The sequence below is a fragment of the Microbacterium sp. CFSPD4_SD4 genome, from assembly GCF_057364585.1.
Genome location: NZ_JBNFOC010000010.1, coordinates 47,986 through 61,548 on the forward strand (window position 1 = coordinate 47,986; position 13,563 = coordinate 61,548).

Genomic DNA, 13,563 nt, shown 5'->3' on the forward strand with positions numbered 1-13,563 from the left:
AGCGGGTGCGCAGCGACGGCGTCAAGTCCCGTCCGGAGAACCGGTCCTCCGGGCAGGCTGTCCTCCATGACGGAGGAGACGGCGGCAGCGCAGGATGCGATCGGCGCCTTCCTCGGGTCCCACGTCGACGAGATGGTCGAGCGTCTGTCGGCCTGGGTCGGGATCCCCTCCGTGTCCGCGGACGCCGAGCGTCGCATGGACGGTGTGCGGTCTGCTCACTGGATCGCCGGAGAGCTACGCGATGCCGGCTTCACGACGACGCTGCTGCCGGCGGGGGACGCGGTCACCGTGTTCGCCGAGCGGTCGGGCGCGCCGGGAGCGCCGACGGTCCTCGTCTACACACACCACGACGTCCGCCACGCCAAGCCGGAGGAGTGGAGCGAGACGGCGCCTTTCACTCCGGTGCTCCGCGACGGGCGGCTCTACGGTCGCGGTGCGTCGGACGCGAAAGGCCAGGCGCTCGCGCACGTCTGGGCCCAGCGCGCGCTCGCCGCCGCGGACGGACCTGATGCGGGGGTGCACCTCAAGCTGCTCATCGACGGCGAAGAGGAGATCGGTTCGCCTCACCTCCAGGGGCTGCTGGAGGGAGACCCCGCACGGTTCGCGTGCGACCTCGTGGTGTTCTCGGACACCCTCCAGTGGGAGGTCGATTCCCCGGCCCCGGTCACCACCATGCGCGGGACGCTCACGGCGACCCTCACGGTGCAGGGCCCTGACCGGGACGTGCACAGCGGTGCCGCGTCGGGCGTGACGGTGAACCCCGCGCTGGTGTTGTCCCGCGTGCTCGCGCAGCTGCACGCCGAAGACGGGAGCATCGCGATCCCCGGCTTCTACGACGACGTGCCGCCGCTCAGCGAGGAGCGTGCGGCGGAGCTGGAGGCGGTGCCGTTCGACCCGGATGACTGGGCGCGGCGCACCGAGACCAGGGTCATCGTCGGGGAGGAGGGCTTCACGCCGAAGGAGCGCCTCTGGGTGCGTCCGGCCATCGAGGTGATCTCGCTGCTCGCCGGAGACCCCGAGGGCATCGAGCGTTCCGTCATCCCCCGGGAGGCCATGGCGTCGCTGAGCATCCGGACCGTGACCGGCCAGCGCAATCACGACGTCGCCGACCTGCTCCGCGCCTTCGTCGCCGATGTCATGCCTTCGGAGGCGACGTATCGCTTGGAGGTCGACGAGGACATCGCGCAGGAACCGTACGCCTCCCCGCCCGGGCCGATGCGCGACGCCCTGGAGCGCGCCCTCGCCCGCGGCTACGGCCACGCGGTGCAGGGGCGGATGGGGAACGCCGGGGGAGGTCCGGCGGAGTTGCTGTCCCGGGAACTCGCCGCCCCGGTGATCTTCCTCGGTACAGGGCTGCCCGAAGACCACTGGCATGCGAGCGACGAGAGCATCGATCTGCGCATGCTCGTCCGCGGCGCCGCGACGCTCGCGCATCTGTGGCGTGAGCTCGCCGCCGCCTCATGACTCCGCCGGGGGATGCGAGGAGGAGGCTCGTCCCCCGGCGGGCTACGCTGGACGCAGGCGCCACCGCCCGGTGCCCGGTCGCAGGAGCCCGGCGCGGACGACGCCTGCGAACCTGACACCGACGGCTTGAGGAGAACGACGCCGATGACCGACACCCAGACCTTCGAGCCCGAGGGCCGCGCCATCCCCTTCGTCGACGAGGGTGACGGGCCGGTCAAGCTCGTGCTCATCCAGGAGCGCGGCCTGGCCGCCGACGTGCTCGGAGTGGTCGGTCACTACCTCGCCGAGGAGGCCGGATTCCACGTGGTGCGGATCGGCCATCGCGCGGATGACGCCGACGTCTCGATCGACGACCGCGTCGCGGACGCGCTCGCCGTCATCGACCACCTCGGCCTCGGCGACACGTGGATCGGCGGACACGGCTTCGGCGGCACGATCGCACGGTCATTCGCGCTGGCTCATCCGGAGCGCGTGAACGGTCTCGCACTCCTCGGCGTGGAAGACGTGGAGACGCCCCTCGCCCCGGTGATCCCGGTGCTGCTGATCCAGGGGACGGCCGACGAGGTCACCCCGCCCGCGAACGCCGAGAGCCTGCGCGCCACGGCTCCGGAGCGCGCCAGCATCAAGGTCGTCGAGGGCGGGGATCACCTCTTCCCGATGACGCACCCCATCGAGACGGCCGTCGTGCTCGAGGAGTACCTGGACTGGGACTGAGGGTGACGCCGCGGGTCAGAGGTCGCTGAAGTCGTTCGCGGGGACCATGATCTGCGTGACGGTGTCGCCGTCGAGCACGAACATCGTGTAGATGATCCCGGTGGAGCCCGGGCGGGTCAGGGACTCGGTGTCCGGCACCTCGCGGCCGCCGAGCCCGAGTTCGCTCGCCGTCTCCGGGTCCTCCGCATCCGTCAGCGCCCAGGCATCGGCGGCGCGGAGCTCGGCGCGGGTGCTGCCGACGCGGAATCCGTCCTCGGTGACGACGGGGAGGCCCGCCACCTCGGCCGCGGTGACGGAGACGCTCGCCGGGGCCTCGCCGGTGCTGTCGGCCAGGACGCGCAGGCCCTCCCAGTCGTACGCCTCCAGCGTGGAGGCCTCGCCGGGGAAGATCTCCACGCTCTCCGGCTCGGGAAGCTGGCCGGTGACCTCCTGGAGGAGCTCGAGAAGGGCGGCGGCGTCCGTGTAATCGGCGCTCCGGTCTTCCGCGCCGGTGACCGTCAGACCGTCCAGCGTCACCACGATCTGCGCGGACGTGGTCTCCGTCGGCGTCGGCGATGCGCTGGTGGTCTCCGAGGGACGAGAAGACGCGGACGGCTCGGCCGAGTTCGCGGGAGCACAGGCCGTCACCGCGAGCGCGGTGGCGGCAAGGGCGAGAAGAAGAGAAGCAGGTCGTCGCATGCTCCGATGCTAGAGCGTTTGCGGCCGGGTGCCCCGAAGGCGCGGACCTCGTTATCAGAGCGTGCTCGGAGACGGACGGACGCCGCGGCCGGGGCGGCCGCGGCGTCCGAAGTCTGAGGTCTCAGGCGACCTGAGGGAGCACGGCGAAGGACACGGAGCCCTCGTCGTCCACGCCCGCGTCGAGGACCTTGTCGTCGAGCGCGGAGGCGGCGGCCTCGTCGAGGAACAGGCGCGTGCCCGACAGCTCGACGACCTGATCGGCGGGCTCCGGGTCGGCGGTCACGGCGACGGCGAGCCGGGCCGCGCCCGAATCGTCCTGCGCATCGGCGGTGTGGATGCGCAGCCCGGCGGCCGGCGCGTCGTTCTGTCGACTCACAAGGGTCGACACGATGGCGGTGGCGTTGTCGGTGAGGGTGAGCACGAGCTCTCCTTTCCGGTTGGGGCATGACGCGGTCGCGACATGTCCCGGCTACGATTCCCCATCGCCCCGGATCCCCTCGACCCCCTTGCGCCGACGGGGGCGATGCCCTTAACCTCGCAGCCGCTTGCGGAGGAAGACCTGGGCGGTGCCGTCGCCCTGCGGCACCCGTTCGCGCTCCTCGTATCCGCAGGACTCGTACAGCCGGATGTTCGCCTCGCTGAGGCTTCCGGTGAAGAGCTCGGACTCGCGGGCGTCGGAGGCCTGCTCCGCCGCCTCGAGGAGCTTCCGGCCGATGCCCTCGCCCTGCATGTCGGGGGCGATCGCGATCCGTCCGATCAGGAGCAGGTTGTCGTCCTCGACGAACCGGATGGCTCCGACCAGGCGGCCGTCGATCCGGGCACCCAGGCTGCGCTCCGACGTGAGCTCGGCCTCCATCTCGGCGAGCGTCTGGGTCAACGGCGGCATGTCGACGCTCCCGTAGATCGCCGCCTCCGACACGAAGGCCGCCCGTTGGATCGTGAGCACCTCGCCGGCATCCGCCGCGGTCAGAGGGGCGATGACCACCTCGGGTCGATCCTCCTGTGCTGCTGTTCCCACTGTTCCGCCTCTCGTGATGGCCGTGTCGCCTCCCTCACGTTCGGGGGTGCGCCCGGTGGGTGTCAACCCCCTCGAATCGGCCGCGTGGCGGGGTTACCTTGACGGCAGGAGGTCACACCATGGCAGACACGAAGTCCAAGAAGACCAGCAGCTCCCGCAGCAAGGACGGGGCGGCGAAGGCCGGCGTCAAGACCACGCGCCAGCAGAACGCGGAGAAGGGGTTCACGGCATCCCCGACCCTCGCGGCGAACCTGCAGGCCGTGCTCGTCGATCTGCTCGAGCTCTCGCTGCAGGGCAAGCAGGCGCATTGGAACGTCGTCGGACGGAACTTCCGCGACACCCACCGGCAGCTCGACGAGATCATCGAGGACGCCCGGACGTTCAGCGACACCATCGCGGAGCGCATGCGCGCGCTGCACGCCGTCCCCGACGGCCGCAGCGCCACGATCGCGAAGACGACCACGCTGCCGGAGTTCCCGACCGGCGAGGTGTCCACGACGGAGACCATCGACCTCGTGACCGCGCGCCTCGAGGCCGCGGTCGGGACGATGCGCGACGTGCACGACGCCGTCGACGAGGAGGACCCGACGTCCGCCGATCTGCTGCACGCCGTCATCGAGCGGCTGGAGCAGTTCGCCTGGATGGTGAGCGCGGAGAACCGCAGTCCCGCCGGTCGCTGATCGACCCGCTGTCCGACCGCCGCCCTCGTCGCGCTCACGCCGACGGGGGCGGCGGTCCGTCATGTGATCGCGCCCGCGCTCGGGCGCGCCGCAGCAGGCCGGGCAGCGCCATCCACAGTCCGACCACGAGCACGAGGGACGCGACGAGCGCGATGATCCCGGCGGTCCGGCTGACCGTGAAGTCGATGATGAGGGTCGTGACGCCGATCGTGAGGGCACCGATCACGAACAGGTCGATCTTCACCAGCCGCGCCGCCGTCCGGACGAGCTCGGGCTTCAGCCGGCTGCCGAACAGGGCCCGGTGGATGCCGACGGGGGCGAGGGCGAGGATCGTCGCGAGAGCGGCGAGGGCCACGAGGACGACGTACAAATCGCGCTGGAACTCGTCCATGTCGGTGAAGCGCGGCTGGAAGGCCACCGCCAGGAGGAATCCGGTGAGGATCTGGGTGCCGGTCTGCATGACCCGCAGCTCCTGCAGCAGCTCCTCCCAGTTGCGGTCCGCGCGCTCGTTCGGGGTCTCGTCGCGGCCGTCGTCGCGGTCGTCGCGCTCGTCCGCGGCGCCACGGGGTTCTGCTCTCATGGCGATAGTCTCGTGGGCACGATCCGCCGCTGTCCAGGACCTTGCGCGGCCCGGCGGAGACGCCTCAGGAAAGGACCCCGGATGACGCTGCCCCCGATCGACGAATGGTGGCCCGAGCTGTCCGACGAGGCGCGCCGAGCGGTCATCGGCAGCGGCTCGCGGCACCTCGATGAGGACGTCCGCGAGGAGATCAGGGAGATCACCGGAGCGGTGGTCGGGATGATCGAGTCGCTGTCCGACGACGACCTCGCGTACGCCCGAGACCACGCGCCGGCGGAGGAGTGAGGCGTCAGCCCTCCGGCCGCTCGGCCGTCTCCTCGCGCAGCCGCGGCTCCGTGCGGCGCTCCGGACGCACGCCGTGCTTGTCGGCGTAGAACGCGCGGATCCGGTCCATGTCGGCGGCCACGTCTCCCGTGAGGTCGATCGTCGGCCCGAGGCCGGTCGTCATCGTGTGGCGGTCGACGAAGCCGAGGGTGACCGGCATGCCGGTGGCACGCGCGATCCGGTAGAAGCCGCTCTTCCAGTACTCGTTGCCGCCACGGGTGCCGTCGGGGGTGACGACGAGGCCGAACACGGTCCCGGCGTGCACTTGGTCCACGACCTCGCCGACGATGCGTGCCGGATCCGCCCGGTCGACGGCGATGCCGCCGAGGCCGCGCATGATCGGGCCGCGCCAGCCGCGGAACAGGCTCTTCTTGCCCAGCCAGTGCACCTCGATGCCCAGCTGCCAGGCGATCGCGAGCATGAGCACGAAGTCCCAGTTCGAGGTGTGCGGGGCGCCGATCAGGACGGTCGGCCGCGTGGGGGCGGCGTCGGCGACGAGGGTCCACCGGCTGACGGCCCAGTACACGCGGGCGAGGAATCGTCGGAGCATCCGTCCAGATTAAGGGGAGCGGCCTATCGATCACCTGGCGGCTCGGCCGCGGAGGCGTGCGTGAGCGCCGCGGCGAGAGCGGGGTCCAGCCCGGAGACCTCCTCGACGGGGACGGCCAGCGCGAGCAGTGCCCTGCTGAAGTAGTTGCGCGCCGCCGCCGCCAGGGTGATGTCCACGATCTGCCGGTCGCTGAAGCCCGCCTCGCGCAGCTCCTGCGTGTCCGCATCGGTCATCGCCGACGGAGCCGTCGACAGGCGTGCGGCGAAGCGGATCACGACCTGCTCCTGCTCCGTGAAACCGCGGTCGTCTCCGGCGGCGAAGGCGGCGAGTCCCGCCTCGTCGACGACTCTCGCGCGGAGGGAGCGGCGGCCGTGGGCGAGCAGACAGTGCGCGGAACCGAGGGCCCGCGCCGCACCGAGGGTCGCGGCTTCGTAGACCCCCACGCCGATCGACGGGACGACCGCGCGGACGAGCGCCTCGAAGGCGGCGTGGGCTTCGGGGTTCACGGCCATGGCCCGGGTGTGTGCGAACACGATCCCGTCGTCGGCGAGGTCGCTCTCGTACATCGCCGCGACATGTCCGGTCGCGGTGGCCCGTTCGGGCGGGTGGATGATCATGGCGCCTCCTCGGCTCCGGGCGCGCGGCGAGGGCGTGCACCCCTCGCCGGGAACGATACGCCGCTGTCGGCTCCCAGAGAAGAGCGTGCGGCGCCCGGTGCTCCTGGCAGGCGTACGATCGAGGGATGACCGAATCGAAGCAGGAGAGCACCGGGCAGGACGCGCCGCTCGGGCTGCAGCCGCTGCCGGGTGCGATCGAGCTGCTCGACGGCGGTGCCGCCGGCTACTGCAGCAACGGCGTCTGCCACATCCCCGCCCCGAAGGAGCGGTGAGCAGCAGACGCCGTCGGTGTCTCTGCGCGGTCAGTGACCGCCGTGCGCCGCGTCGCCGATGTCATCGGCGGGCTTGCGCACCAGCGGGCTGAGCGCGACCGCGGCGAGCGAGATGATCGCCGCGATGAGGAACGCCGTCCGCGCACCGGGGGCACCCGCCACCGCCCGCGACAGGCCCTCGTCCTCGCCGGCGTGCAGGATGGCCGAGTACGTGACCGTGAGCAGCGCGACGCCGGCCGCGCCGCCGACCTGCTGCAGCGTGTTCAGCACGGCCGAGCCGTGCGAGTACAGCGAACGGTGCAGCGACCCCAGCGACGAGGAGAAGAGGGGCGTGAACGACATCGCGAGGCCGACCGACATGGCCGCCTGCACGATGATCAGCAGCCACCACACGGTGTGCTCGCCGACCGTCGAGTAGAAGAAGAGCGACGCCGAGACGAGGATCGTCCCGGGGATGAGCAGCGGCCGGGTGCCCTTCGCGTCGTACACGCGACCCATGATCGGCCCGAGGAGGCCCATCAGCACCGAACCGGGGAGCAGGATGAGGCCCGACTCCAGAGCGCTGAGTCCGGCGACGTTCTGCAGGTACTGCGGCAGCAGCGTGAGCGTGCCGAACATCGACAGCGCCAGGATCGTCATGATGATGACGGCCAGCGAGAAGTTCGCCGAACGGAACACGCGCAGGTCGAGCAGCGCATCGTCCACCCGCTGCAGCACGAGCTGGCGCCAGACGAAGAGGGCGAGCGAGACGGCGCCGACGACCAGGGCGATGACGCCGGTCGTGCCGCCCGCACCGCCTTCGCCGCCGAACTGGCTGAGGCCGAAGACGATGCCACCGAAGCCGAGCGCCGCGAGCGGGATGGACAGCAGGTCGAGCGGAGCCTTGCGGGTCTCGCCGAGGTTCGTCATCCACTTCGCCCCCATGCCGAGCGAGATCAGGGCGATGGGCAGCACGATCGCGAACAGCGCGCGCCAGTTGAACGCGTCGAGCACGGCGCCCGCGAGCGTCGGGCCGATGGCGGGCGCGAGCGAGATGACGAGGCCGACGCGACCCATCATGCGGCCGCGCGACTGCGCGGGCACGACGTTCATGATCGTCGTCATCAGCAGCGGCATCATGATGCCGGTGCCGGCGGCCTGGATCACGCGACCCACGAGCAGCACGGAGAACCCGGGCGCGACGAGCGCCACGAGCGTGCCGAGCGAGAAGGCCGTCATCGCGGCGATGAAGACCTGTCGCGTCGTGAAGCGCTGCAGGATGAAGCCGGTGGTCGGGATGACCACCGCCATGGTGAGCATGAACGCGCTCGTCAGCCACTGCCCGAGCTCGGGCGGGATGCCGAGATCGGTGTTCAGGTGCGGGATCGCGATGCCCATCGTCGTCTCGTTGAGGATGGCGACGAAGGCGGCGACGAGCAGCAGCCAGATGACCCGCATGTCCTTGCGGGGGATGCCCCCGCTCGATGCGGGGGGCGTCGTGATGGAGCCGGTATCGACGGCAGACATGGGCGGCCTCCAGGGCATCGGAGAGAAGAGGAAGGTGCGAGAGTTCGCGAGAGTCATTCAGCGTAACGGGTCGGACGGACATTTCATTCCGAAATCTGGGATATCGCTGAACGCCGAGACAGCGGAGCCGGTGTCCTGGGGGGTGAGTACGCTGGCGCCATGAGCATGGGCGGGATGGGCGGTGGTCCGCGGGGCGGTTTCCGCGGCGTGGACGAGGACGCCCAGCGTCGGCTCAACGCGGAGGCTCCGAAGATCGACGGACTCGGCACCCGGGTCGTCGCCCTGTTCAGCGCCTACCGGTGGCGCATCCTCTTCACCGGTGTCCTCGTGGTGCTCGGCGCGGGCATCGCGGTCATCCCGCCGCTCCTCGTGCAGCGCATCTTCGACGACGCGCTGTTCCCCGTCGACGGCGGCGGCCCCCACCTCTCGCTGCTCGGCGTGCTCGTCGGCGCGATGGTCGGCCTCTTCCTCTTCTCGGCGGTCCTCGGCGTCGCACAGACCTGGCTCACGGCCACGGTCGGCAACAGCGTCACGGGCGATCTCCGGGTGCGGCTGTTCGAGCACCTGCAGGCCATGGAGCTCGGCTTCTTCACCCGCACGAAGACCGGCGTGATCCAGTCCCGGCTGCAGAACGACGTCGGCGGCGTCTCGGGCGTGCTGACGAACACGGTCACCAGCATCCTCGGCAACGCGGTCACGGTGATCGCCTCACTCGTAGCGATGATCCTCATCGACTGGCGCCTCACCCTCATCGCCGTCGTGCTCATGCCGTTCCTCGTGCTCGTGCAGCGACGCGTGGGACAGGTGCGCGCCCGCATCGCGGGGGAGACCCAGGAGTCGCTGTCCGAGCTGACCTCCATCACCCAGGAGACCCTGAGCGTCTCGGGCATGCTGCTGTCCAAGGCGTTCAACCGCCAGCGCACCGAGTCCGAGCGCTATCAGCAGGAGAACCGCAACCAGGTGCGCCTCCAGGTGCGGCGGGCCATGAGCGGTCAGGGCTTCTTCGCGGTCGTCCAGGTCATCATGGCGAGCGTCCCCGCCGTCATCTACCTCGTCTCCGGATACCTCATCGCGGGCGGCACGGGAGCGATCACCGCGGGGACGATCGTGGCCTTCACGACGGTCCAGGCGCGGCTGCTCATGCCGCTCATGGGTCTCATGCGGGTCTCGCTCGATCTGCAGACCTCGTCGGCGCTGTTCGCCCGCATCTTCGAGTACCTGGACCTCGTGCCCGAGATCACCGACGCCCCCGATGCGATCGCCGTGGCCCAGGCCCCCGGGCCGCGTGGACGCATCGAGTTCCAGGACGTCGTGTTCCGGTATCCGGATGCCGCGGCCGACTCGCGTCCCACCCTGCACGGGGTCTCCTTCGTGGCCGAGCCCGGGCAGCACGTCGCCTTCGTCGGCCCCTCCGGCGCGGGCAAGACGACGATCCTGTACCTCGCACCGCGCCTGTACGAGGCCAAGGGCGGCGCGGTGCTGTTCGCGGGGGCCGACGTGCGCACCCTCACGCAGGAGTCGATCATCGACGACGTGGGCATCGTCTCTCAGGAGACCTACCTGTTCCACGCGACCATCCGGGAGAACCTCCGCTACGCGAAGCCCGACGCGACGGACGAGGAGCTGGTCGCCGCCTGCACCGCGGCCAACATCCACCACATCATCGCGGGCTTCGAGAAGGGCTACGACACGGTCGTGGGGGAGCGCGGGTACCGGCTCTCCGGTGGCGAGAAGCAGCGCATCGCGATCGCCCGTGTGCTGCTGAAGGACCCGCCGGTGCTCCTGCTCGACGAGGCGACCTCCGCCCTGGACACCGTGTCCGAGCGCGTGGTGCAGGAGGCCCTCGACGAGGCGGCCAAGGGGCGCACGACCCTGTCGATCGCGCACCGCCTGTCGACGGTCATGGGGGCGGACGTCATCCATGTGCTGGAGGCCGGGCGCATCGTGGAATCCGGCACCCACGCCGAGCTGCTCGCGCAGGGCGGCCTCTACGCCGAGCTGGCGGCGCAGCAGGTGGCCGCGTCGCGCGTGCTCGACGCGGAGATCGAAGCGGAGGCCGAGGAGGAGGCGGCGATCCGGGGCGGTGTCGAGGAGGGCGTCGAGGCCGGCCTCGCCGCGCGCCGTGCGGATCGCGAGCCGGAGGATTCCGCCGCCGCCGATGCCGTCGTGGCGCTGACGACGGGCGTCCCGCTGCCGACGGCATCGAGCACCGACGCCCGGCCGCGCCCGACCGACGGGTGACGACCGCGAGGGTCAGTGCACGGAGAGTCCGCCGTCGATGAACAGCGACTGGCCGGTGACGTAGGCCGAACCCGGACCGGCGAGGAAGACCGCTGCCGCGGCGAAGTCCTCGGGAAGACCGTTGCGTCCGATCATCGTCCGGGCCGCGAGGGCCGCGATCGTCGCGGGATCCTCCTGCAGGCGGGCGTTCAGGGGTGTGAGGACGAATCCGGGGACGAGGGAGTTGCTCGTCACACCGGTGCCGCCCCAGGCCTCGGCCTCCGAGCGCATGAGCGACTCGACCGCGCCCTTGGAGGCGCCGTACACCCCGCTGCCCACGAACGCGCGGTGCGCCTGCTGGGAGCTGATGTGGATGAGTCGCCCGAACCCGCGCGCGGCCATGCCCTGCGCCCAGCGCTGACCGAGGAGGAACGGGGCGAGCGCATTGACGGTCATCGTCGCGTCCCAATCCGCCTCGGTGATCTCGGCGTAGGGCGGACGGATGTTGATGCCGGCGGAGTTGACGAGGATGTCCGGCTCGCCGAAGGGGACGGCCGCGGCCTCCGCGACCGCATGGATGCCTTCGCGCGTGCTCAGATCGCCGACCACGCCCGCGGCCCGGCACCCCTGCGCGTTCAGCTCCTCGACGGTCTCGGCGATGCGCTCCGCGCCGCGGGCGACGATCACCGTGGCCGCGCCGGCCCGGGCGAGCGCCGTCGCGATGCCGCGGCCGATGCCCGAGCTGCCGCCGGTCACGACCGCGGTGCGGCCGTCGAGCGCGAAGAGCGAGGAGAGGTAGTCGGTCATGCGGGGGTCCTTCCGGCGGGGCTCACCACGCGAGGGCGGCGGCGAGGGTGGGGTCGGGGCGGGCGTCGGCGAACTCGGGAAGGGCACGCAGCTCGGCCAGGAACGCGGAGACCTCCGCCGCGTAGGCGGGATCGGGATGGGTGTCCGCGATCTCCCGGAGCGGCGCGACGTCCATCGCGAGGATGAGGTCGAGCCGGGCGGTCACGGCGGCGTGTGCGCCCGCCTCCTGCAGCACGCGGATGCCGCCGCGGAGCGCGGCGAGGTAGTCGCGGAGCACGGGGAGCTGCGCCTTGCTCTGGGTGATCGAGGTGCCGTCCGCTCGGACGCGCCAGCGCACCACGACGTCCGGCAGCACGTCGAAGGCGCGTGCCCGGGTGTACATCGTCTGCGCGACGACCTGGTCCTCGTAGGCCACCCCTTCGGGGAACCGCAGGTCGGACCACATCTCCGTGCGGCTCACCTTGGACCACGCGACGATGTTCGACACGGCCTGCGGGTGCTCCGCCAGAGTGGTGCCGAGGCGGGCCGGAGAGGTCGCCGCGGCCACCCACGGCTGCACGCGGCCGGGCACGTATCCTCGCCCCTGGGGACGCAGCCGCACGTAGGCGCCGGCGGCGAAGTCGCTCTCCGTGCGCTCGAGCGTGCCCACGAGGGTCGCCAGCGCGTCCGGCATCAGCTCGTCATCCGCGTCGAGGAAGCCCGTGAAGGGCGTGTCGACCCGTGCGAGGCCGACATTGCGCGCGGCGCCGAGCCCGACGGAGACCTCATGCCGCACCACGGTGAAGCGGGCATCCCTCGCGGCGGCGTCGGCGAAGATCGCTCCCGTGTCGTCGGTGGAGCCGTCGTCGATGAGGATGGCACGCCACCGCTCGTCCGTCTGCGCGCGGAGGGAGTCGAGAGCGGCGGGGGCGAACGCGGCGATGTCGCGTCCTGGCACGATCAGCGTCACGATCGGGGTGGGGGCGGTCACTCCGCCGAGTCTAGAGCCGTCCGTCAGCCGCGGACCGCGGCGACCGCCTCCGCGACCAGTGCGGCGAGGCGCTCGGGAGCGTCCGCCGGGAGCGCCGTGCGCCCGAAGGTGAACCGCACGGCCGTCTGGGCGACCTTCGGGGTGATGCCGCAGGCGAGCAGCACGGGGGAGGGCTCGTCGCTGCCGGCCGCGCAGGCGGAGCCGCTGGACGAGATCACCCCGCGGCGCTCCAGCTCCAACAGCACCGCCTCGCCGCTCACACCCGCGATCGTGAAGCTCGCCGTCGCGGGGAGCCGATGCACGGGATGCCCGGTCAGCGTCGCATCGGGCACCCGCCGGGTCACCTCGGCGATGAAGCGCGCCGTGGCCTCTGCCGCTCGGGCCGCAGCGGCCGCGCGCTCCTGCTCCGCGAGCTCGAGCGCCGTCGCCAGGCCGACCGCTCCGGCGACGTCCACCGTGCCGGACCGCCGTCCGCGCTCCTGGCCGCCACCGTGCAGGAGCGGCTCCAGAAGGAGGCGTCCGCGGACGACGAGCGCCCCGGTCCCTTTGGGAGCGCCGAGCTTGTGCCCGGCGACCGACACGGCGTCGGCATCCAGATCGTGTAGGGGCAGCCAGCCGGCCGACTGCACGGCGTCGACGTGGAGGGGCACGCGGCGGGCGCGGACGACCTCGCGGAGCGCGGCGATGTCCTGGACGGTGCCGATCTCGTTGTTCGCGTGTCCGACGGACACGACGGCCGTGTCGTCGGTGAGCACCGTGTCCAGGGCGTCCGGCCCGATCCGCCCGGTCCCGTCCACCGCGGGCATCGCGACCGTCACCCCGTGGAACCGCGCGAGGTACGCCGCCGACTCCCGGATCGACTCGTGCTCGATGGGCGACACCACGACGCGCCGCCGCCCGGAGGCGAGCGCTGCCAGCGTGATCCCCTTCACGGCGAGGTTGTTCGCCTCCGTGCCGCCGCCGGTGAAGACGACGTCGCCCACCCGCGCCCCGAAGACGCGGGCGACCCTGGTGCGGGCCTCCTCCAGCGCCCGCGCCGCCGTCTCGCCCGCGGTGTGGTGGCTGGCGGGGTTGCCGAACACCGCGGTGAGGTAGGGCTCCATGGCCGCCTTCACCTCGGGGCGTACCGGCGAGGTCGCGGCGTGATCGAGGTACAGCACGGA

At 71.6% G+C, this 13,563-nt stretch carries 16 protein-coding genes; 6 read left to right on the forward strand and 10 right to left on the reverse strand.

Annotated elements, in window-relative coordinates; genetic code table 11:
- Positions 1 to 66 precede the first annotated feature (66 nt).
- Both AC2W7E_RS13710 and AC2W7E_RS13715 read left to right on the forward strand, forming a co-directional pair.
- On the forward strand, positions 67 to 1,464 hold the full coding sequence (locus tag AC2W7E_RS13710) for a M20/M25/M40 family metallo-hydrolase (RefSeq protein WP_485989326.1): 1,398 nt from the start codon (positions 67 to 69) through the stop codon (positions 1,462 to 1,464).
- Between the two features lie 144 nt (positions 1,465 to 1,608).
- A complete protein-coding gene (locus AC2W7E_RS13715; protein ID WP_485989327.1) occupies positions 1,609 to 2,178 on the forward strand; it encodes an alpha/beta fold hydrolase in 570 nt (189 codons plus the stop codon).
- Positions 2,179 to 2,193: 15 nt separating this feature from the next.
- Here AC2W7E_RS13715 and AC2W7E_RS13720 read toward each other — a convergent pair whose 3' ends face one another.
- The 3 genes from AC2W7E_RS13720 to AC2W7E_RS13730 form a co-directional block, all read right to left on the reverse strand.
- Positions 2,194 to 2,856: a hypothetical protein gene (locus AC2W7E_RS13720; protein ID WP_485989328.1), complete on the reverse strand. Its 663-nt coding sequence runs from the start codon at positions 2,854 to 2,856 to the stop codon at positions 2,194 to 2,196.
- 121 nt (positions 2,857 to 2,977) lie between these two features.
- The gene (locus tag AC2W7E_RS13725; protein WP_025102915.1) at positions 2,978 to 3,277 is read right to left on the reverse strand and encodes a Fe-S cluster assembly protein HesB; all 300 of its coding nucleotides are present in this window, start codon (positions 3,275 to 3,277) and stop codon (positions 2,978 to 2,980) included.
- A 108-nt stretch (positions 3,278 to 3,385) separates the two neighbouring features.
- Complete coding sequence (locus AC2W7E_RS13730) at positions 3,386 to 3,841, reverse strand: GNAT family N-acetyltransferase (RefSeq protein ID WP_485989329.1); 456 nt, start codon at positions 3,839 to 3,841, stop codon at positions 3,386 to 3,388.
- 152 nt (positions 3,842 to 3,993) lie between these two features.
- Here AC2W7E_RS13730 and AC2W7E_RS13735 point away from each other — a divergent pair, with 152 nt between their 5' ends.
- On the forward strand, positions 3,994 to 4,554 hold the full coding sequence (locus AC2W7E_RS13735; RefSeq protein WP_085606617.1) for a Dps family protein: 561 nt from the start codon (positions 3,994 to 3,996) through the stop codon (positions 4,552 to 4,554).
- Positions 4,555 to 4,588: 34 nt separating this feature from the next.
- On the opposite strand, the gene AC2W7E_RS13740 is transcribed toward AC2W7E_RS13735, so the two are convergent.
- Positions 4,589 to 5,134, reverse strand: a complete 546-nt coding sequence (locus AC2W7E_RS13740; protein WP_085606615.1) for a DUF6328 family protein — start codon at positions 5,132 to 5,134, stop codon at positions 4,589 to 4,591.
- 81 nt (positions 5,135 to 5,215) lie between these two features.
- On the opposite strand from AC2W7E_RS13740, the gene AC2W7E_RS13745 reads away from it, so the two are divergent.
- Positions 5,216 to 5,419 carry a hypothetical protein gene (locus AC2W7E_RS13745; protein WP_025102919.1) on the forward strand — a complete coding sequence of 68 codons (204 nt, stop codon included), beginning with the start codon at positions 5,216 to 5,218 and terminating at the stop codon, positions 5,417 to 5,419.
- A gap of 4 nt (positions 5,420 to 5,423) precedes the next feature.
- On the opposite strand, the gene AC2W7E_RS13750 is transcribed toward AC2W7E_RS13745, so the two are convergent.
- Together AC2W7E_RS13750 and AC2W7E_RS13755 are read right to left on the reverse strand one after the other, a co-directional pair.
- Positions 5,424 to 6,008, reverse strand: coding sequence for a 1-acyl-sn-glycerol-3-phosphate acyltransferase (locus AC2W7E_RS13750; RefSeq protein ID WP_378870213.1), 585 nt, complete (start codon positions 6,006 to 6,008; stop codon positions 5,424 to 5,426).
- 23 nt (positions 6,009 to 6,031) lie between these two features.
- The gene (locus tag AC2W7E_RS13755) at positions 6,032 to 6,625 is read right to left on the reverse strand and encodes a carboxymuconolactone decarboxylase family protein (protein WP_485989330.1); all 594 of its coding nucleotides are present in this window, start codon (positions 6,623 to 6,625) and stop codon (positions 6,032 to 6,034) included.
- Between the two features lie 125 nt (positions 6,626 to 6,750).
- Here AC2W7E_RS13755 and AC2W7E_RS13760 point away from each other — a divergent pair, with 125 nt between their 5' ends.
- Positions 6,751 to 6,897 carry a hypothetical protein gene (locus AC2W7E_RS13760; protein WP_164498172.1) on the forward strand — a complete coding sequence of 49 codons (147 nt, stop codon included), beginning with the start codon at positions 6,751 to 6,753 and terminating at the stop codon, positions 6,895 to 6,897.
- A gap of 30 nt (positions 6,898 to 6,927) precedes the next feature.
- Here AC2W7E_RS13760 and AC2W7E_RS13765 read toward each other — a convergent pair whose 3' ends face one another.
- Positions 6,928 to 8,403, reverse strand: coding sequence for an MDR family MFS transporter (locus AC2W7E_RS13765; RefSeq protein WP_485989331.1), 1,476 nt, complete (start codon positions 8,401 to 8,403; stop codon positions 6,928 to 6,930).
- Between the two features lie 165 nt (positions 8,404 to 8,568).
- Between AC2W7E_RS13765 and AC2W7E_RS13770 the strand changes: the two genes are divergently transcribed.
- The gene (locus AC2W7E_RS13770) at positions 8,569 to 10,644 is read left to right on the forward strand and encodes an ABC transporter ATP-binding protein (RefSeq protein ID WP_085606890.1); all 2,076 of its coding nucleotides are present in this window, start codon (positions 8,569 to 8,571) and stop codon (positions 10,642 to 10,644) included.
- A 12-nt stretch (positions 10,645 to 10,656) separates the two neighbouring features.
- Here AC2W7E_RS13770 and AC2W7E_RS13775 read toward each other — a convergent pair whose 3' ends face one another.
- From AC2W7E_RS13775 to AC2W7E_RS13785, 3 genes are read right to left on the reverse strand one after another with little or no spacing between them, the layout of a single operon-like run.
- Positions 10,657 to 11,430 (reverse strand): SDR family NAD(P)-dependent oxidoreductase, encoded by a 774-nt coding sequence (locus AC2W7E_RS13775; RefSeq protein WP_085606609.1) that lies wholly within the window; start codon positions 11,428 to 11,430, stop codon positions 10,657 to 10,659.
- Between the two features lie 22 nt (positions 11,431 to 11,452).
- On the reverse strand, positions 11,453 to 12,400 hold the full coding sequence (locus tag AC2W7E_RS13780) for a glycosyltransferase family 2 protein (protein ID WP_025102925.1): 948 nt from the start codon (positions 12,398 to 12,400) through the stop codon (positions 11,453 to 11,455).
- A gap of 23 nt (positions 12,401 to 12,423) precedes the next feature.
- On the reverse strand, positions 12,424 to 13,560 hold the full coding sequence (locus AC2W7E_RS13785) for a cysteine desulfurase family protein (protein WP_485989332.1): 1,137 nt from the start codon (positions 13,558 to 13,560) through the stop codon (positions 12,424 to 12,426).
- Positions 13,561 to 13,563: the final 3 nt, after the last annotated feature.